General features: G+C 72.5%; 18 protein-coding genes and 1 pseudogene. 11 read left to right on the top strand and 8 right to left on the bottom strand.

Translation table 11 applies throughout. From position 1 onward, the window contains the following. Window positions 1-52: 52 nt before the first annotated feature. From AAC944_RS09705 to amaP, 4 genes are read left to right on the top strand one after another with little or no spacing between them, the layout of a single operon-like run. Window positions 53-253, top strand: coding sequence for a hypothetical protein (locus AAC944_RS09705; protein WP_030619014.1), 201 nt, complete (start codon window positions 53-55; stop codon window positions 251-253). A 3-nt stretch (window positions 254-256) separates the two neighbouring features. Beyond that, complete coding sequence (locus tag AAC944_RS09700) at window positions 257-808, top strand: hypothetical protein (RefSeq protein WP_030619011.1); 552 nt, start codon at window positions 257-259, stop codon at window positions 806-808. Between the two features lie 34 nt (window positions 809-842). Then, window positions 843-1508, top strand: coding sequence for a DUF6286 domain-containing protein (locus AAC944_RS09695; protein ID WP_030619009.1), 666 nt, complete (start codon window positions 843-845; stop codon window positions 1506-1508). A 9-nt stretch (window positions 1509-1517) separates the two neighbouring features. After that, window positions 1518-2120 (top strand): alkaline shock response membrane anchor protein AmaP, encoded by a 603-nt coding sequence (gene amaP / locus AAC944_RS09690; RefSeq protein WP_030619007.1) that lies wholly within the window; start codon window positions 1518-1520, stop codon window positions 2118-2120. Window positions 2121-2189: 69 nt separating this feature from the next. On the opposite strand, the gene AAC944_RS09685 is transcribed toward amaP, so the two are convergent. From AAC944_RS09685 to AAC944_RS09665, 5 genes are all read right to left on the bottom strand, one after another. Further along, entirely contained in the window at window positions 2190-2945 is a 756-nt protein-coding gene (locus AAC944_RS09685) for an SDR family oxidoreductase (protein ID WP_030619005.1), read from the bottom strand. 4 nt (window positions 2946-2949) lie between these two features. Then, entirely contained in the window at window positions 2950-4779 is a 1830-nt protein-coding gene (locus AAC944_RS09680; RefSeq protein WP_030619003.1) for a glycoside hydrolase family 15 protein, read from the bottom strand. Window positions 4780-4895: 116 nt separating this feature from the next. Further along, on the bottom strand, window positions 4896-5726 hold the full coding sequence (locus AAC944_RS09675) for an SURF1 family cytochrome oxidase biogenesis protein (RefSeq protein ID WP_030619001.1): 831 nt from the start codon (window positions 5724-5726) through the stop codon (window positions 4896-4898). 82 nt (window positions 5727-5808) lie between these two features. After that, window positions 5809-6042: a hypothetical protein gene (locus tag AAC944_RS09670; RefSeq protein ID WP_078888751.1), complete on the bottom strand. Its 234-nt coding sequence runs from the start codon at window positions 6040-6042 to the stop codon at window positions 5809-5811. Window positions 6043-6213: 171 nt separating this feature from the next. After that, window positions 6214-7233 carry a DEDDh family exonuclease gene (locus AAC944_RS09665; protein ID WP_030618997.1) on the bottom strand — a complete coding sequence of 340 codons (1020 nt, stop codon included), beginning with the start codon at window positions 7231-7233 and terminating at the stop codon, window positions 6214-6216. A gap of 412 nt (window positions 7234-7645) precedes the next feature. Here AAC944_RS09665 and AAC944_RS09660 point away from each other — a divergent pair, with 412 nt between their 5' ends. The 3 genes from AAC944_RS09660 to AAC944_RS09650 all read left to right on the top strand — a co-directional run bounded on the left by AAC944_RS09660 (window position 7646) and on the right by AAC944_RS09650 (window position 10601). Next, entirely contained in the window at window positions 7646-8932 is a 1287-nt protein-coding gene (locus AAC944_RS09660; protein WP_030618993.1) for an amidohydrolase family protein, read from the top strand. 119 nt (window positions 8933-9051) lie between these two features. After that, window positions 9052-9942, top strand: coding sequence for a sterol desaturase family protein (locus tag AAC944_RS09655; RefSeq protein ID WP_051872049.1), 891 nt, complete (start codon window positions 9052-9054; stop codon window positions 9940-9942). Beyond that, on the top strand, window positions 9939-10601 hold the full coding sequence (locus AAC944_RS09650; RefSeq protein WP_030618987.1) for a lysoplasmalogenase: 663 nt from the start codon (window positions 9939-9941) through the stop codon (window positions 10599-10601). Before AAC944_RS09655 ends, AAC944_RS09650 begins: the two co-directional genes overlap by 4 nt. Window positions 10602-10685: 84 nt before the next feature. Here AAC944_RS09650 and AAC944_RS09645 read toward each other — a convergent pair. After that, a pseudogene (locus tag AAC944_RS09645) lies at window positions 10686-12196 on the bottom strand (S8 family serine peptidase). Between the two features lie 532 nt (window positions 12197-12728). Between AAC944_RS09645 and AAC944_RS09640 the strand changes: the two are divergent. From AAC944_RS09640 to moaA, 3 genes are all read left to right on the top strand, one after another. Then, window positions 12729-13133, top strand: a complete 405-nt coding sequence (locus AAC944_RS09640) for a DUF485 domain-containing protein (protein WP_030618981.1) — start codon at window positions 12729-12731, stop codon at window positions 13131-13133. Continuing rightward, on the top strand, window positions 13130-14773 hold the full coding sequence (locus tag AAC944_RS09635; RefSeq protein WP_030618978.1) for a solute symporter family protein: 1644 nt from the start codon (window positions 13130-13132) through the stop codon (window positions 14771-14773). The genes AAC944_RS09640 and AAC944_RS09635 overlap by 4 nt, the downstream gene beginning before the upstream one ends. 148 nt (window positions 14774-14921) lie before the next feature. Continuing rightward, window positions 14922-15911, top strand: coding sequence for a GTP 3',8-cyclase MoaA (moaA, locus tag AAC944_RS09630; protein ID WP_030618975.1), 990 nt, complete (start codon window positions 14922-14924; stop codon window positions 15909-15911). 50 nt (window positions 15912-15961) lie between these two features. Here moaA and AAC944_RS09625 read toward each other — a convergent pair whose 3' ends face one another. Further along, window positions 15962-16189, bottom strand: coding sequence for a hypothetical protein (locus AAC944_RS09625; protein WP_030618973.1), 228 nt, complete (start codon window positions 16187-16189; stop codon window positions 15962-15964). Between the two features lie 226 nt (window positions 16190-16415). Further along, complete coding sequence (locus tag AAC944_RS09620; protein ID WP_030618971.1) at window positions 16416-16790, bottom strand: DUF3099 domain-containing protein; 375 nt, start codon at window positions 16788-16790, stop codon at window positions 16416-16418. Between the two features lie 218 nt (window positions 16791-17008). Here AAC944_RS09620 and AAC944_RS09615 point away from each other — a divergent pair, with 218 nt between their 5' ends. Further along, window positions 17009-17293, top strand: coding sequence for a GlsB/YeaQ/YmgE family stress response membrane protein (locus AAC944_RS09615; protein WP_030618968.1), 285 nt, complete (start codon window positions 17009-17011; stop codon window positions 17291-17293). Window positions 17294-17348 lie beyond the last annotated feature (55 nt).

The raw sequence follows: 17348 nt of genomic DNA, 5'->3' as shown, positions 1-17348 counted from the left end.
CGGGTTCCGGCAGGTCCGCCATCCCGGTGGGGTGGCAGCGAGGGAGTGCACGATGAGCATGGCCGTGGCCGGTCTGTTGGCCGGCATGGCACTGGGCTTCGCCGGGTACTTCGGCGGATTCGGGGCCTTCTTGCTGGTGGCGGCGCTGGGCGCGGTCGGGTTCGTGGCCGGGCGGTTCCTGGACGGCGACCTGGAGCCCGGCGAGTTCTTCCGGCGCCCGGGAGGCCGCGACCGCGACGTCCGGCGGCGGTGAGGCGTGGCCGGACAGTTTCCGGAGCCCGCCGTCGCGGCGGGGCAGCGCGGCGCGACGCGGATCGCGGACCGGGTGGTGGCCAAGATCGCGGCCCAGGCGGCCCGGGAGGCGCTGCGCCGCGGTCCCGACGACGGGCCGGGCAACGGCAGCGGAGCGCACGCGGCCGACCGCCCGTACACAGACGCGCCGGGCGGCGGCACAGGCACCGGCGCACCGGGCCCCGGCGGCACGGACAACGATGCCGCGCCCGCGCCCGACGACACGGCGCCCGCCCTGACCGGCCCCCCTCCGGGTGCGGTCCGTCCCGGTGACGCCGACGCCTCCGTCGTCGTACGGCGGCACAACACCCTGGACACCTTCGGCGAGGCCCGGGTACGGATCTCCGTCGAGCTCGGCTACCCCGGCGACATCGGCGCGCAGTGCGGCGCGGTGCGTCGGCGGGTGACCGAACGGGTATGGGCGTTGGCGGGCATGACGGTGCCCGAGGTGGCGATCCAGGTGACCCGCCTGCACTCGCCACAGCTGAAGCGGGCCGGGCAGGGGAGAGTGCGATGACACGTACGGTGACCCGGGCGACGGGACGCGGGGCATGAGCGAGCCGGACACCACACGGCGGCTCCCGACGCTGGAGAAGACGGAGCGGGGCCCCGGCGGCCCGGACGGCCCCGAGCAGTCCGCCTCCGCCGCCGCGTACACCTCCGGTGCCGGCAGCGGCCGGGCCGGGCGCTTCTGGTCGGCCCGGCGGCTGCCGGCCGCACTGGTGGCCCTGGTGCTGCTCGCGGTGGCCGGGCTGTTCCTGTACGACGTGGCCGCCGTGCGGGCCGGGCAGTCCGCGATGGCCTGGCGCCGTCGGCTCGCCGACGAGCTCGCGAGCCGCCCGCTGGAGGACCCCTGGGTGCTGGCCGCCGCCGCGCTCGCCATGGCCCTGGGCCTCTGGCTGCTCGTGCTCGCGGTGACGCCCGGGCTGCGCGGCGTCCTGCCGATGCGGCCCGCGACGCCTGCGACGCGCGCCGGCCTGGACCGCTCCGCCGCCGCGCTGGTGCTGCGCGACCGGGTCATGGAGGTGCCGGGCGTGCAGTCCGTACGGATCAAGGTGTCGCGCCGCAAGGTGAAGGCGCGCGCGTTCGCGCACTTCCGCGAGCTGGACGAGGTGCGCGGCGACGTGGACGCCGCGCTCGCCGACGGCCTGGACCGGCTCGGTCTCGCCCGGCCGCCGGGGATGTCCGTCCACGTACGCCGTGCCGGGAAGAGGTGAACGGTGGCGATGCGTCAGGTACGGCGGACGGTCAACCGGGTGCTGCTCGGACTGACCGGACTGGTGCTGCTGGGGGCCGGCGGGCTGGTGCTGGCAGGTGGTCTGGGGGTGCCGGAGAAGGGGCGCGGGCTGCCGGCCGGGTGGCCGTGGGACGCGCCCGGCGACGTGCTGCTGCGGGCGGCCGACCGGACCCGCTGGGCGGGTTCGGGCTGGTGGTGGCCGGTGGTGATCGCCGTGCTGGCCGTGCTGGTGCTGCTCGCCCTGTGGTGGCTGCTGGCCCAGTTCCGCAACCGGCGGCTGCGTGAGGTGCTGGTCGACACCGGGGACGGTGAGGGGGCGCTGCTCCGCGGGCGTGCGCTGGAGGACGTGCTCGCCGCCGAGGCGGAGAGCGCGGACGGTGTGCACCGTGCCGTCATGCGCCTGACGGGCCGCCGCCGGGAGCCCCACGTCCGGGCACGCCTCCTGCTGGAACCGCACGCGGACCCGGCCGGTGCGGTGCACCTGCTGAGCACCCGGGCGGTGGCCCACGCGCGTGAGGCGACGGGCCTGCCGGAGCTCCCGGCCGAGGTCAGGCTGCGCGCCGTACGGCACCGGGCCGAACGGGTCACCTGAAGCCCCGGCGTCCCCGGGCGGCAGCACTCCCGCCGCCCGGGAAGCCCGGAAGCCCCGGAACGGGACGCGTCAGAAGCCGTGCCGCGCGCCGCCGTCGACCGGCACCATGACGCCGGTGACGTAGGACGCCGCCGGGGAGAGCAGGAAGGCGGCGGTACGGCCGTACTCCTCCGGGGTGCCGTAGCGGCGCAGCGGGATCGACGCGGTGTTGCGGGCGCGCGCGGCCTCCGGATCGCCCGACTTCTCGTCCAGCTGCTTCATGCGGTCGGTGGCGATGCGGCCGGGCAGGACGCCGACGACGCGGATGCCCTTCGGGCCCAGCTCGGCCGCGAGCGACTTGGCGAAGCCGGCCAGGCCGGGGCGGAGCCCGTTGGAGAGGGCGAGGCCGGGGATGGGTTCGTGCACGGAGCCGGAGAGCACGAAGCCGATGACGCCGCCCTCGCCGAGCGCCCCGGCCGCCGTACGGGCCAGCCGGACCGCGCCCAGGAAGACCGACTCGAAGGCGTCCCGCCACTGTTCGTCGGTGTGGGAGGTGCCGGTGCCCGGGGGCGGGCCGCCGACGCTGATGAGGATGCCGTCCAGGCCGCCGAAGCGGTCGCGGGCCGCGTCCACCAGGCGCTGGGCCGCGGCCGGGTCGGCGTTGTCGGCGCCGATGCCCAGGGCACGCGGCCCGAGCTTCTCCGCGGCTTCGGTGGCCGCCTCTTCCGTGCGGCCGGTGATCACGACGTTCGCGCCGTCGGCGACGAGCGCACTGGCCGTGGCGTGCCCCAGGCCGCGGGTGGCGCCGGTGACGATGTACGTCCGGTCGGTGAGTCCAAGATCCATGGGGTCAGTCTGCCTTGGGCATCCCCGCCATGGTGAAGGCGGTACCGATCAGGCCGACATGGCTGAACGCCTGCGGGAAGTTGCCCAGCTGGCAGCCGGTGACCGGGTCGTACTCCTCGGCCAGCAGCCCGAGGTCGGTACGGAGGTCCAGCAGGCGGTCGAAGAGCTCGCGCGCCTCCTTCTGCCGCCCGGTGAGGTACAGCGCGTCGGCGAGCCAGAAGGAGCACACCAGGAACGCGCCCTCCTCGCCCGGCAGCCCGTCGGTCGCGTGCTCCCCGTCGGCCCGCTGGGCGCTGTACCGGCGCACCAGCCCGGTGGGGGCACCTCCCATGCTTTTGGGGCCATGGGGGAGGGTGAGCTCCCGGCGGACCGCGTCGACCGTGCCGATGACGCGCGGGTCGTCGCCCGGCAGGAAGCCGACGCGCGGGATGAGGAGCGTCGCGGCGTCCAGTTCCTCCGAGCCGTAGTACTGGGTGAACGTCCCGCGCTCGGGGTCGTACCCCTTCTCGCACACCTCCCGGTGCACCTCGTCCCGCATCGCGCGCCAGTCGTCGAGGTCCGCCTTCAGGCCCGGGTGCGCCTCGGCGGTGCGGATGGCGCGGTCGGCGGCGGCCCAGGCCATGACCTTGGAGTGCACGAAGTGCCGGCGCGGGCCGCGCACCTCCCACAGGCCCTCGTCCGGGCGCCGCCAGTTCTTCCGGAGGAAGGCGAGCAGGGCGCACTGGATGTTCCAGGCGTGCGGCTTGTCCTCCAGGCCCGCGTTGCGGGCGAGGAACAGGGAGTCCAGGACCTCGCCGTAGACGTCGAGCTGGAGCTGGTCGACGGCGGCGTTGCCGATGCGGACGGGCGTGGAGCCGGAGTACCCGTCCAGCCAGGGCAGCTCCGCCTCGGGGAGCCGCCGCTCGCCCGCCAGCCCGTACATGATCTGGAGGTCGGCGGGGGAGCCGGCCACCGCGCGCAGCAGCCAGTCGCGCCAGGCCCTGGCCTCCTCGGTGTACCCGGCGGAGAGCAGCGCGTTGAGGGTGAGGGTGGCGTCGCGCAGCCAGCAGTAGCGGTAGTCCCAGTTGCGGACGCCGCCGACCTCCTCGGGCAGCGAGGTGGTGGGGGCGGCGACGATGCCGCCGGTGGGCGCGTACGTCAGCGCCTTGAGCGTGATCAGGGAGCGGATGACGGCCTCGCGGTGCGGCCCCTCGTACGTACAGTGGGCCGCCCACTCCTTCCAGTCGTCCAGGGTGCACTGCAGCGCCTCGTAGGGGTCGATGCGGCGGGGCGGGGACTGGTGCGAGGGGTGCCAGGTGAGGACGGCGGCGACCTTCTCGCCCGCCTGGACGGTGAAGTCCGAGCGGGTACTGAAGCCCTGGCCGTACGTCGTCACCTCCGGCTCGGAGTGCAGCCAGACCGAGTCGGGCCCGGCGACGGCGACCCGGCAGTCCCCGACGTGCCGGACCCAGGGGACGACCCGTCCGTAGTCGAAGCGCAGCCGCAGTACGCCGCGCATCTCGACGCTGCCCTCCAGGCCTTCGACGATGCGGACGACGTCGGGCGCGCGGTCCCGCTGCGGCATGAAGTCGGTGACCCGGACGCGGCCGGTGCCGGTCGTCCAGTCGGTGTCCAGCACGAGCGAGTCGCCCCGGTACGAGCGCTCGGCGCGTGCCTCGTGGTCGGCGGGGGCGAGCCGCCAGTGGCCGTTGTCGCGGTTGCCCAGCAGCGCGGCGAAGCAGGCGGCGGAGTCGAAGCGGGGCAGGCAGAGCCAGTCGATGGAGCCGTCGCGGCCGACGAGCCCGGCGGTCTGCAGGTCCCCGATGAGCGCGTAGTCCTCGATAGGTGGATGCACGCTGTCACGACTGCCCGGCGGGGGCGGGGGCTATGCAGTACCCGGCTCCGGGCGGTGTCGGCTCAGAGCCTGCGTGCCAGGCGGCGGGCGCCCGGCCGGGGTGCTGACACAGGCTCTCAGTCCTTGGCCGCGGCCCCGGCCGTCTCCTGCGGCCGCTCCGGTTCGGCCGGTGCGGCGGCGTCGTCGGCGGTGGCGGCAGCGGCGCGGTCCCGGCGCTCACGGCGTACGAGGACCACCCAGCCGACCGGTACGGCGGCGGCGAAGAGCCACCACTGGACGGCGTACGCCATGTGCGGGCCGATGCTGTCGTGGTCCGGCTCGGGGACCAGCTCGGGCTTGCCGCTCTTGGGCTCGGGCGCGGTCTGCTCGATGTAGCCGCCGAGCACCGGACGGTGCAGCCGCTCGGCCGCCTGCTTGCTGTTGATCAGCATGACCTGGCGGTCGGGGAGGCCCTTGGTGTCCTTGATCCCGCTCTTGGCGGTGGTCTCGTCGGGGATCGCCCGTCCGGTGACGGTGACCGTTCCCTTCGGCGCCGGCGGCACGTCGGGGAAGGTGGTGAGCGCGCCGCCGCTGGGCGCGATCCAGCCGCGGTTGACCAGGACGGTGCCGCCGCCGGTCAGCCGCAGCGGGGTGAGGACGTAGTAGCCGATGGTCTGCTCGTCGGCGGCGGTGCGGTTGCGCACCACGACCTCGCCCTCGGTGTCGTACCGGCCCGTGGCCTTCACCGGGTGCCAGCGGTCCGCCTCCGGCAGGTCGCGCCCCGGCTTCGCGAGGTCCGTGACCGGCACCGGCTTCGCGTGCAGCGCCTTGGCGATCTGGGCGTTCTGCGCGACCTTGTGCTCATGGCGGTGCAGCTGCCAGTAGCCCAGCTTGACCATGACGGGGATCAGGACGAGGCCCAGGAGGGTGAGGATCACCCACTGCCGGGACAACAGGAAGCGGTACACGGTATTGACGGTACCTGTCACGATTCGGCCCCCGACGGCAGGGTCCCGCCGAAGGCTGCCCGGGGCCGAACCGCCCCGGCCGTCAGACCCGGTCGACGATGCCCACCTTCCCCTCCGCGCGGGCGCAGTGGGCGCAGCAGTACCAGTGGCCGTCGGCCTCGACGCCGTGGCCGATGACCTGGGCCCGGCAGTGCTCGCAGATGGGTGCCATGCGGTGGATGGCGCAGGAGAAGCAGTCGAAGACGTGCACCGCGCCCTGCGCGTGCACCTCGAACGTCATGCCGTAGTCGTTTCCGCAGACCTCGCAACGTGCCATGCGCCCCAGGGTGGGGCGCCGTTTTCCGGGGGGCCAGCCCCATGTGGGGTGTGTTGTCCGGCTTCACCCGGACGGTGGCCGGGGCCCTCGGCTGCCCGCCGTAGGGGCTTCGGACGTTGCCCGGCCGGCCGCCGTGGTGGTTCGCGCAGCTCCCCACGCCCCTTACGGGGCTCACTCTGCGGGAAGCACGTCCTGGAGGAGTTGCATGAAGGCGGCCTCGTCGATCACGGGGGTGCCGAAGGAGCGGGCCTTGGCGGTCTTGGACGTGGGGGAGTCCGGGTCGTTGGTGACCAGCAGGCTGGTCAGCCGGGAGACGCTGGTCGCGACGTGCAGTCCGGCCTCGGTCGCGCGGTCCTCCAGCAGCTCGCGGTCCACGGAGGTGTCCCCCGAGAAGGCGACCCGCATGCCCTGCATCAGCCGGCCGCCGGGCTCGTACCGCCCGGGGTTCGGATACGGGCAGGCCGGGCGCTTGCGGGAGGGGCGCCAGGTCGTCGGGCGGTAGCCGTACCCGGAGCGCTGCGCGGGCGGACGCGGCGCGTCGGTCCACTCGGTCAGCGGCTGGCAGGCCAGCAGCGGCAGCCGGAGGTTCTCCTCGGCGGCCAGCCGGAGGCTCGGCCGGAACGCCTCGGCGAGGACGCGGGCGTCGTCCAGTGCGTGGTGCGCCTGCTGCTGCACGACGCCGTAGTGCGCCGCCAGGGACTCCAGCTTGTGGTTGGGGAGGGGGAGCTTCAGCTCCTTGGAGAGCGCGATCGTGCACAGTCGCTGGCGGACGGGTGCCTGGGCCTTCGCGCGGGCGTACTCGCGGGCGATCATCGACCAGTCGAACATCGCGTTGTGCGCGACGAGGACGCGGCCCGCCAGGCGCCGGGACAGCTCGGGGACGATCTCCGGGAAGAGCGGGGCGCTCTCCAGCACCTCGCTCGTGAGCCCGTGGATCCACACCGGGCCGGGGTCGCGCTCGGGATTGACGAGGGTGTACCAGCGGTCCTGGACCTCGCCGCGGGCGTCCAGTTGATACACGGCGGCTGAGATGATCCGGTCGTCGCGGGCCAGGCCGGTGGTCTCCACGTCGACCACCGCGTACCCCTCGGGATACGCGGTGGGCCAGTCGGCCTGTTCCTCCTGCGGGGCCGGCTGCCGCACGATCTCCGGGGAGAGCGGGCGGTCGGCTGCCGTGCGGTCTTCGAGCATGGTCCATGAGGATACGGGCCGGGACTGACAGCGCCGCCCTGCGGGGGCGCACAGATACGCGCTTGGGGATGATTCGGACATCGCGCGCCCCGTCCGTACCCCGTTCCCCGAAAGGGCGTCAGGTCCCCTGTGGCGCGTGGGTCCTCGGCGCCACCGGTCGTTTCCGGCCGGATCCTGTGCGGGCACCTCGTCGCCGCGGCGCTCCGCGAGGAGTGGAACGGCCGTTTCCACAGGCCCCGTTCGCGTACCGGCGCGAGCGGCGGTGGCCGGCCGTGCTCCTGACCGGTGCACGTCTCTTTACCCCTCACGCGGTCTCGCTGTACCCCTGTTGCAGCACGGGCACGACATGCACGCGACACACGCGTGCGGGACCACCTCGAACGTTTCGTACCGGACCGACCGAGGAGCCGCGATGACGGACCCGACCGACCCGTACCTCATCATCTCCGCCGCCTGCCACGCCGGGCTGCCCACCGAGCGGTACCGGCCCTATCTGGAGGCCGCGCACCACCGCGCCTTCGACGACTGGCTCGGGCAGCGGGGCGCCCGGCGCGCCGGCGCGGTCCGGCGCGGCACACGGAACGAGACGTCCGTCATGAAGTGGTACGAGGACAACGAGGAGGGGCTGCGGGGCGGCTGGGACGCCACACAGCGCGTCAAGGAGCTGGACGGTGACGGGGTGGCCGCCGAGGTCGTGTTCCCCGACGCGGACACCGTGGACGGCGGCACGGCGCCGCCCTTCGGTGCGGGGCTGGACGCGTCCGCCGCGCAGGACCCGGAGGCGGCCGTGGCGGGCGCCCGGGCGTACAACCGGTGGCTGGCGGAGTTCTGCGCCACCGACGCCGAGCGGCACTGCGGCGTCGCCGTCCTCCCGGTCACCGCCGAAGTGGACGCGGTCGTCGCGGAGATCCACCGGGCCAGGGAGTCGGGCCTCGGTGCGCTGCTGATCCCCGCCGGCTGGGACGACGCGGCGCCTTACCACGACCGCCGGTACGACCCGGTGTGGGCGGCCGCCGCCGAGACCGCCATGCCCCTCCTCACGCACGCGGGCGCCGTGCCCCGCCCCGAGTACGGCGGCCACCTCGGCATCCAGCTCTCCGAGGCCGCGTGGTGGCCGGCCCGGCCGCTGTGGTTCCTGCTGTGGTCCGGTGCCTTCGAGCGCCATCCCGGGCTGCGCTTCGGGGTCGCCGGGGCCGGCTGCTGGTGGCTGCCGGACCTGCTGTGGCACATGGACCGGCTGTACCTGGGCGCGCACGGCGGCAGGCCACTCTCGCCGTTCGCCGCGCTGAAGCGGTCCCCGCACGAGTACCTGGACCGCCAGATCTTCGTCTGCGCCACCGCCCCCACCCGGCACGAGCTCGCGCGGCGCTACGAGATCGGCGTGGACAACGTCCTCTGGGGCTCCGGTTTCCCGCACCCCGAGGGCACCTGGCCGCACACGGGGGAATGGCTGCGCAGGGCCTTCCACGACGTCCCGGTGGGGGAGACCCGCCGGCTGCTGGGCGAGTCGGCGGCCGAGGCCTTCGGCTTCGACAAGTCCGCGCTCGTACCGGTCGCGCGCCGCATCGGGCCGGTGCCGGACGACCTGGGGCAGCCGCGCAACCAGGCGCCGGTGGAGGCGTCCTGGCGGCGGGCCCGGGAGACCGGGCGGCACTGGCTGACGGGCTTCGACTTCCCGTTCGTCGGCGTCGGTGAGTGAGGTGAAGCAACCAAGGGAGGCCGGCGTGCCGACCTGAGCGTACCGGCGGTAACTACGGCTGATACTCATTGGTAACAACCTCTAGCCGAGTCGTCGTACGCCGCTTTAAGGTGCCCCACATGCCGCACCTGCCCGATGTCGTGTTGTGGTCCATACCGGCCTTCGTCCTGCTCACCGTCCTGGAGATGGTGAGCTACCGGCTGCATCCGGACGAAGAAGCCGCCGGATACGAGACCAAGGACGCCGCCACCAGCATCGGCATGGGGCTCGGCAGCCTGGTCTTCGACGCGCTGTGGAAGATCCCGATCGTGGCGATCTACGCCGCCGTCTACGAGCTGACGCCGCTGCGCATACCCGTGCTGTGGTGGACGCTGCCCCTGATGCTGCTCGCGCAGGACTTCTTCTACTACTGGTCGCACCGCGGCCACCACGTCATCCGCATCCTGTGGGCCTGCCACGTGGTGCACCACTCCAGCCGGAAGTTCAACCTCACCACCGCGCTCCGCCAGCCCTGGACCAGCTGGACGGTCTGGCCGTTCTACGTACCGATGATCGCGCTCGGCGTGCACCCGGCGGCGGTCGCCTTCTGCTCCTCGGCGAACCTCGTGTACCAGTTCTGGGTGCACACCGAGCGGGTCGGCAAGCTGCCGCGCCCGTTCGAGTACGTGTTCAACACGCCCTCGCACCACCGCGTCCACCACGCCTCCCAGGGCGGCTACCTGGACCGCAACTTCGGGGGCATCCTCATCGTCTGGGACCGGCTGTTCGGCTCGTTCGTCGCGGAGACGGAACGGCCCGTCTTCGGGCTCACGAAGAACATCGACACCTTCAACCCGCTGCGCGTCGCCACGCACGAGTACGCGGCCATCGCCCGGGACGTACGGGCAGCGCGCAGCTGGCGGGAGCGCGCCGGACGCGTCTTCCGGGGGCCGGGGTGGCAGCCCGCAGGGAACGGCGACGACGCCGCGCCCCGGGTGCCGGGCCCCGGCGCCGAGACGTCCGCCGCATGACCCGTGGGACGGCCGCACGTGCTCTCCTCGCCGCCTTCGGAGTGCTCGCAGCGGTCCACCTCGGCGCCCTGCTCGCCGGGGCCGGCACGGTGGAGGTGGTGACCAAGCCGGCCCTGATGCCGGTCCTCGCCGCATACGTGCTCGCCCGCGGCGGCCCCGTACTGCTCGCCGCCGCGCTGCTCTTCGGGTGCGGCGGCGACACGCTCCTCCAGGCGGGCGGCGACACCGCCTTCCTGGTGGGGATGGCGTCCTTCGCGGCCGGGCACGTCTGCTACCTGGTGCTGTTCGTACGGCGGGGCGCCGCACCGGAATGGGGCCGCAGGTGGCCGCAGGCCGCGGTGGCCGCCGGGTACGCCGTGGCCTGGCTCGGCACCGTGGCCCTGCTGTGGCCGGACCTGACGGCCGATCTGCGCGGCCCGGTCGCCGGGTACAGCCTGCTGCTCACCGCGATGGCGTACGGGGCGCTGCGGGCCGGACCGCGGGCCCTCCTCGGCGGCCTGCTCTTCCTGGGTTCCGACACCCTGATCGCGAGCGGGATCGCGCACTGGCCGCAGCCGCCGGCCCCGCAGTTCTGCATCATGCTCGGCTACCTCGCGGCCCAGTGGCTGCTGGCCGACGGGGTGCTGCGGACGGTGCGCCCGGCTGCCGCCGCACAGTAGGCCGCTGCGGTCCGCCCGCCCCAGGGACGGGCGGACCGCCCGGCCGCCGGGACCCGGCTGCCACGGGCCCCGGCGCCGATCAGGTCAGCGCTGTTCGACGGCGTCCAGCGCGTCCACGATCCCGTACCCGTAGTGGCCGTTGACGTGCTGAGTACCGGTGCACGTCGCGTCACCCTGGGGGCAGCCCGGGTTGTCGGCGTCCTTCTTCAGCAGCCACTGGATCTCCTGCGGGCTGCTCTTCGGGTGCGCGCTCTTCACCAGCGCCGCGACGCCCGCCACATGGGGCGAGGCCATCGACGTGCCCGCCAGGTAGGCCCAGTCGCCGCCCGGCATGGTGGAGAGGATGTTGCCGTTCTTCGCCGGGAGCTCCGGGACCTGCCGGCTGTCGCCGCCCGGCGCGGCCACGTCGATCACGCCGTTGCCGTAGTTGGAGTAGTACGACTTGAGCTTCTTCACGCCGGTCGCGGCGACCGTGACGGTGCCCGGGAGCTGGGTGGGCACGTCCCAGCACTTCGACGGGTCGATCTTCCGCTCCACCGGAGTGGTGTCGTTCGGGCTCGACTTGTCGGTGAGCTCCTTCGCCGCCAGGTCGAGGTTGGAGTTGCCGGCAGCGGCGACGTTGATCGCGCCCTTGCGCTCGGCGTACTTGGCCGCCCGGCCCACCGCGTCGACGATGGCGCCCTGGTCGGCGTCGTCCTTGCAGTTGAACATCCACGGGTCGACGTAGTAGCTGTTGTTGGTGACCTCGACGCCGTGGTCGGCCGCGAACATGAAGGCACAGACCACGCTCTCGGCGTAGAACAGGCTCGTCTTCGGCTCGCTGACCTTGATGGCGGAGATCTTCACGTTCGGGGCGACGCCGGCCATGCCCGCGCCGTTGCGCGCGGCGGCTATCGTGCCCGCGACGTGCGTGCCGTGGTAGTCCTCGGCGGGGTCGTACGGGCGCCAGGAGCCGCGGGTGGTGTCGGCCACGCCGCCCACGCAGTTGGCGGACTGCCCGGCGGAGAAGTTGGGCTTCAGGTCCGGGTGGGTGTCGTCCACGCCGGTGTCGATGACCGCGACGGTGACCTTCCGGCTGCCCGGGTTCACCTTCGCCGCCTGGTCGGCCTTGATGGCGGGCAGATCCCACTGGAGGGACTCCAGGGGCTCCTCGCCGGCCGCCTGGGCCCTGGCGCCGGCCAGCTTCGCGGCCTTGCTCAGATCGGCCTTCTGCGGCTTCCCGATGTCGGTGGTGCCGGAGGCCTTCAGGGGGCGGTGCGGGTGGCGCCGGCCGACTGGACGTCGCGCACCGTGCGTATCGCCTCGGCGAACTGCGGGTTCGCCGAGTGGACGACTATCACGCCTATCTTCTCGTGGGCGATCACCACCTTGCCGCCGGCCGCGCGTATCGCCTTGCCGACCCGGGCCACCGAGGCCTTGCCGGGCGTGGCGTTGACGACGTACGAGAGCAGCGGACCGTCGGCCGCTGCCGTGGCCCGGGGCGTCTCCTGAGGGGCGGCGGTGGCCGCTTGCGGGAGGAAGCCGAGGGAGGCCACGAGGGCCAGTCCGACCGGTACGGCGAGCGCGCGCACCCGTCTGGATCTCAGATGTGCCATGGGTACTCCACATCATCTCTGACCGCTCGCGGGCAGGTCGCGCGCGAGCCGGTTCGTGACGAGTGAAGCTATCCGTGATCACCCGGACAGTTCAACGGTCGGCAAAGAAAACCCGCCCGCCGGCGGGGGAAAACCCGTCAACTGCCGCAGGTGCGGGCTCCGTCACCCGCATCGGCGGCGGCGCAGCGCGCCGATGCTCAGCAGCGGCAGCGTGATCCGCCGGCCGTCCCAGCGCCGGGCATCGGCCCAGGCAGGGCGGGGTGGCACAGATGGAGCGGCGGCGACCGGGGAGGGCAACCGCACGGCGCCGTACGGCAGTCGGCCCGGTCCTGGCGGCTGCCGGGGCGGCGGAGGCGTCACACCCGGACAACGATCCGGCACGCCGCCGGTGGCGGCCGTACCCCCCGATTTCCTGGGGATTTCGGGCCCTGCCCCTGTCGTAAGGCGGTCGCGCACCCTTAGCATGCGTGATCCGCATCACTGATCTGAACTTTATGTCTTCGGACAGAATCCGCCAGAAACAGGAGACCGCGTGAGCACCGCCGCCCAGCCGCCCGCCGAACCCGGGCCGCGCAAGGACCACGAGGCGCCGCACGACGCGCCGCACGAGGCGCCGCCCTTCACCGAAGTGCAGTCCGGCGCGGAGTTCACCGAACTGCGCCGCTCCTACCGTTCGTTCGCCTTCCCGCTGACCGTCGCCTTCGTCCTCTGGTACCTGCTGTACGTGCTGCTCAGCAACTACGCGGGCGGCTTCATGGGCACCAAGGTCGTCGGCAACGTCAACGTCGCGTTCGTCTTCGGCATCGCCCAGTTCGTGACGACCTTCCTCATCGCCTGGTGGTACTCCCGGCACGCCGCCGCGAAGCTCGACCCCAAGGCCGAGGCGATCAGGGCCCGACTGGAGAACGGCACCGCGCGCGGGGAGGGTGACGCATGAGCCTCACGTACCAGCTCGCCGCCGGGACCCCGGCGCTGGCCGCCGAGGGCGCGGGCCAGCACCGCGCGCTGATCATCACGATCTTCGCGCTGTTCGTCGCCGCCACCCTGGCCATCACCGTGTGGGCCGGGCGGCAGACCAAGGGCGCCGAGGACTTCTACGCCGGCGGCCGGCAGTTCTCCGGCTTCCAGAACGGCCTGGCGATCTCCGGCGACTACATGTCCGCCGCGTCCTTCCTCGGCATCGCGGGCGCCATCGCCCTCTTCGGCTACGACGGCTTCCTGTACTCCATCGGCTTCCTCGTCGCCTGGCTGGTCGCGCTGCTGCTGGTCGCCGAGCCGCTGCGCAACTCCGGCCGCTTCACCATGGGCGACGTGCTCGCCTACCGGATGCGGCAGCGCCCCGTGCGCACCGCGGCGGGCGTCTCCACCATCGTCGTCTCGATCTTCTACCTGCTGGCCCAGATGGCGGGCGCCGGCGCCCTGGTCACGCTGCTGCTCGGGATCACCAGCGAGGCCGGCAAGATGCTCGTCGTCGTCCTCGTCGGCATCGTGATGATCCTGTACGTCTCCATCGGCGGCATGAAGGGCACCACCTGGGTGCAGATGGTCAAGGCCGTCCTGCTGATCGCGGGCACCCTGCTCATCACGTTCCTGGTCATGCTGAAGTTCAACTTCAACATCTCCGAGCTGCTCGGCAGGGCCGCCGAGGAGAGCGGCAAGGGCGCGGCGTTCCTGGAGCCGGGCCTGAAGTACGGCGCCACCGCCACCTCGAAGATCGACTTCATCTCGCTGGGCATCGCGCTGGTCCTGGGCACCGCGGGCCTGCCGCACATCCTCATCCGCTTCTACACCGTGCCCACGGCCAAGGCCGCCCGTAAGTCCGTGAACTGGGCCATCGGCATCATCGGCGTCTTCTACCTGATGACCATCGCGCTCGGCTTCGGCGCCGCGGCCCTGGTCGGGCCCAAGACGATCACCGAGTCCAACCCGGCGGGCAACACGGCGGCCACCCTGCTCGCCCAGGAGATCGGCGGCGGCGCGGACTCCACCGGCGGCGCGATCCTGCTCGCCGTCATCTCGGCGGTCGCCTTCGCCACCATCCTCGCGGTGGTCGCCGGACTCACCCTGGCCTCCTCCTCGTCCTTCGCGCACGACCTGTACGTCAACGTGATCAAGAAGGGCAAGGCGTCGGAGAAGGAAGAGGTCCGGGCAGCCCGCTGGGCCACGGTCGGCATCGGCGCCGTCGCGATCGTCCTGGGCGTCTTCGCCCGCGGCCTGAACGTCGCGGGCCTGGTCGCCCTGGCCTTCGCGGTCGCCGCCTCCGCCAACCTGCCCACGATCCTCTACAGCCTCTTCTGGAAGCGGTTCACCACGAGCGGGGCCCTGTGGTCCATCTACGGCGGACTGATCTCCTCGGTCCTCCTGGTGCTCTTCTCGCCGGTCGTCTCCGGCAAGGAGACCTCGATGTTTCCCGGCGCCGACTTCGCCGTCTTCCCGCTGGAGAACCCGGGCCTGATCTCCATCCCGCTGGGCTTCCTGCTCGGCTGGCTCGGCTCCCTGCTCTCCAAGGAGGAGCCGGACGTGAAGAAGTACGCCGAACTGGAGGTCCGGTCCCTGACCGGCACCGGAGCGCACTGACCCCGTACCGCCCGCACGGAGCGCCGGCCGCGTCGTAGATCCCTACGACGCGGCCGGTCCCGCATCGTGACATCGGATCCGTGCTCGTTGTCACACCCATCGCGTAGGCTCGACAACGTACTGATCCGCCACCGGGGGAGGGGGCCTCGTGCTCATCGACACATACGGGCGAGTAGCCACCGACCTGCGGGTTTCGCTGACCGACCGGTGCAACCTGCGGTGCACGTACTGCATGCCCGAAGAGGGCCTGCAGTGGCTCGCCAAGCCCGACCTGCTCACGGACGACGAGATCGTCCGCCTCATCCGCATCGCCGTCACGGACCTCGGCATCGAAGAGGTCAGGTTCACCGGCGGCGAGCCACTGCTCCGCCCCGGCCTCGTCGGCATCGTCGAGCGCGTCGCCTCGCTGGAGAAGCGCCCCAAGATGTCGCTGACGACCAACGGCATCGGCCTGGAGCGCACCGCCACCGCGCTGCGCGACGCGGGCCTGGACCGGGTCAACGTCTCCCTGGACACCCTGCGCCCGGACGTCTTCCAGACCCTGACCCGCCGCAAGCGCCACGCCGACGTGCTGCGCGGGCTGGCGGCAGCCCGCGCAGCCGGCCTCACCCCGGTCAAGGTCAACTCCGTCCTGATGCCGGGGCTCAACGACGACGAGGCACCCGACCTCCTCGCCTGGGCGGTGGAGAACGAGTACGAGCTCCGCTTCATCGAGCAGATGCCGCTCGACGCCCAGCACGGCTGGAAGCGCGAGGGCATGATCACCGCGGGCGACATCCTCGCGTCGCTGCGCACCCGCTTCGAGCTGACCCCCGAGGGCCAGGACGAGCGCGGCTCCGCGCCCGCCGAGCGCTGGCTCGTCGACGGCGGCCCGCACCGGGTCGGCGTCATCGCCTCGGTCACCCGCCCGTTCTGCCGCGCCTGCGACCGCACCCGGCTGACCGCCGACGGCCAGGTGCGCACCTGCCTGTTCGCCACGGAGGAGACCGACCTGCGGGCGGCGCTGCGCTCGGACGCGCCGGACGCGGAGATCGCGCGGATATGGCAGGGCGCGATGTGGGGCAAGAAGGCGGGCTCGGGCCTGGACGACCCGAGCTTCCTGCAGCCGGAGCGGCCGATGTCGGCGATCGGCGGCTGACCGCCGGGCGGGGGCCGGCCCCGGCCGGTCCGTCGCCGGGCGGGGCGGGCTCAGTCCTCCTGGGCCGAGGCCTCCCACTCCTCCAGTTTCACCACGTCCTTCAGGAAGCCGCGGACACCGAGGAATTGGGAGAGATGCTCGCGGTGTTCCTCGCACGCGAGCCAGGTCTTGCGGCGGTCGGGCGTGTGCAGCTTCGGATTGTTCCAGGCCAGCACCCACACCGCGGCCGCACGGCAGCCCTTGGCGGAGCAGATCACTGTGTTGTCAGGGGAGTTCACAGCCTCAACCCTACGTCGCGCCGGACCCGGCGCTTCCGGACCCGGTGCTTCCGGATCCGGACATGGCGACGCCGGGCAGCCACGGGGGGAGCCGCCCGGCGTCGGTCCGTCGCTCCGACGGGGGATGCGGAGCGCGTACGAAGTATGTCACGGGGGACCGTGCCAGGTGCACCGGAACCACATGATTGATCTGAGCTTTTCTTGAGCTTTGCGTACTGTCGGGAGATCAGCCGTGCTCACCGCGGTGTTCGGCGGAGTCCGTCCGCCCTGCTTCCGGCGACGGTTCCGCCGGAGTATCACCCGATCGAGCGGTCAGCATCGGCCGCGACGGGGCCGCGATGAAGCTCGACGGGAGCGAAGTGACGTTCTCCCGGCCCGCGTTGGCGATGACGACCGCGATGTAGGGCAGTACCAGACCCGCGATCAGGGTGATAATGGCGACGTGGCGCTCGACGTTCCAGAGCACGGCGGTGAGGACCACCGCCACCGTCCGTACGGACATCGAGATCACATAGCGTCGCTGCCGCCCACGGACGTCCTCGGTCAGCCCCTGGCGGGCTCCCGTGATCCGGAAGGTCTGGGCACTGCTCTGCTTCCGCATCACGTTCCACCACCTGTTGTCATACCGGGCACACCCCGATGCCGGACCTGTTCCACGTTACGCCGGGCCTGCGCAGGCTTCGAGACCGGGGCACCTTACGCCCGGCCAGGTACATACCGGTGTCATACGTACAGGCGGCTCCGACGTGCGCCGTACGGGTGGCGGTACGAAACTGAACGATGCACGGCCTTGTACACCGCGCCCCTCTAGGAGGCGACATGAATTGGTTGTGGGCCATCATCCTGGGTCTGGTCCTGGGTGTGATCGCGAGGGCGCTCATCCCCGGGAAGCAGGCGATTCCGCTCTGGCTGACGGTGATCTTCGGCATGCTCGGCAGCGTGCTGGGCAACTGGGCGGCCACCGGAATCGGAGTCGAGGACACCAAGGGCATCGACTGGACCCGGCATCTGCTGCAGCTGATCGGCGCGGTGATCGTCGTCGGCGTGGGCAGCCGGCTGTGGGCCATGGTGCGCGGGAGGACACACCGGCAACAGCGGGTCTGACACCGCCGTCGCACGCCGTTCCGGTGGGCCTGCCGGCAGGCCCACCGGAACGGCG

The organism is Streptomyces sclerotialus (genome assembly GCF_040907265.1).
GTDB classification, from domain to species: domain Bacteria; phylum Actinomycetota; class Actinomycetes; order Streptomycetales; family Streptomycetaceae; genus Streptomyces; species Streptomyces sclerotialus.
This window is presented reverse-complemented; position numbering and strand designations above follow the sequence as displayed.

Excerpts from the sequence above, each read along its gene's own strand:
- AAC944_RS09705 (WP_030619014.1), top strand. The coding sequence starts at position 53 with ATGAGCATGGCCGTGGCCGGTCTGTTGGCCGGCATGGCACTGGGCTTC.
- AAC944_RS09695 (WP_030619009.1), top strand. The coding sequence starts at position 843 with ATGAGCGAGCCGGACACCACACGGCGGCTCCCGACGCTGGAGAAGACG.
- amaP (WP_030619007.1), top strand. The coding sequence starts at position 1,518 with ATGCGTCAGGTACGGCGGACGGTCAACCGGGTGCTGCTCGGACTGACC.
- AAC944_RS09685 (WP_030619005.1), bottom strand. The coding sequence starts at position 2,945 with ATGGATCTTGGACTCACCGACCGGACGTACATCGTCACCGGCGCCACC.
- AAC944_RS09670 (WP_078888751.1), bottom strand. The coding sequence starts at position 6,042 with ATGGCACGTTGCGAGGTCTGCGGAAACGACTACGGCATGACGTTCGAG.
- AAC944_RS09665 (WP_030618997.1), bottom strand. The coding sequence starts at position 7,233 with ATGCTCGAAGACCGCACGGCAGCCGACCGCCCGCTCTCCCCGGAGATC.
- AAC944_RS09660 (WP_030618993.1), top strand. The coding sequence starts at position 7,646 with ATGACGGACCCGACCGACCCGTACCTCATCATCTCCGCCGCCTGCCAC.
- AAC944_RS09655 (WP_051872049.1), top strand. The coding sequence starts at position 9,052 with ATGCCGCACCTGCCCGATGTCGTGTTGTGGTCCATACCGGCCTTCGTC.
- AAC944_RS09650 (WP_030618987.1), top strand. The coding sequence starts at position 9,939 with ATGACCCGTGGGACGGCCGCACGTGCTCTCCTCGCCGCCTTCGGAGTG.
- AAC944_RS09635 (WP_030618978.1), top strand. The coding sequence starts at position 13,130 with ATGAGCCTCACGTACCAGCTCGCCGCCGGGACCCCGGCGCTGGCCGCC.
- AAC944_RS09620 (WP_030618971.1), bottom strand. The coding sequence starts at position 16,790 with ATGCGGAAGCAGAGCAGTGCCCAGACCTTCCGGATCACGGGAGCCCGC.
- AAC944_RS09615 (WP_030618968.1), top strand. The coding sequence starts at position 17,009 with ATGAATTGGTTGTGGGCCATCATCCTGGGTCTGGTCCTGGGTGTGATC.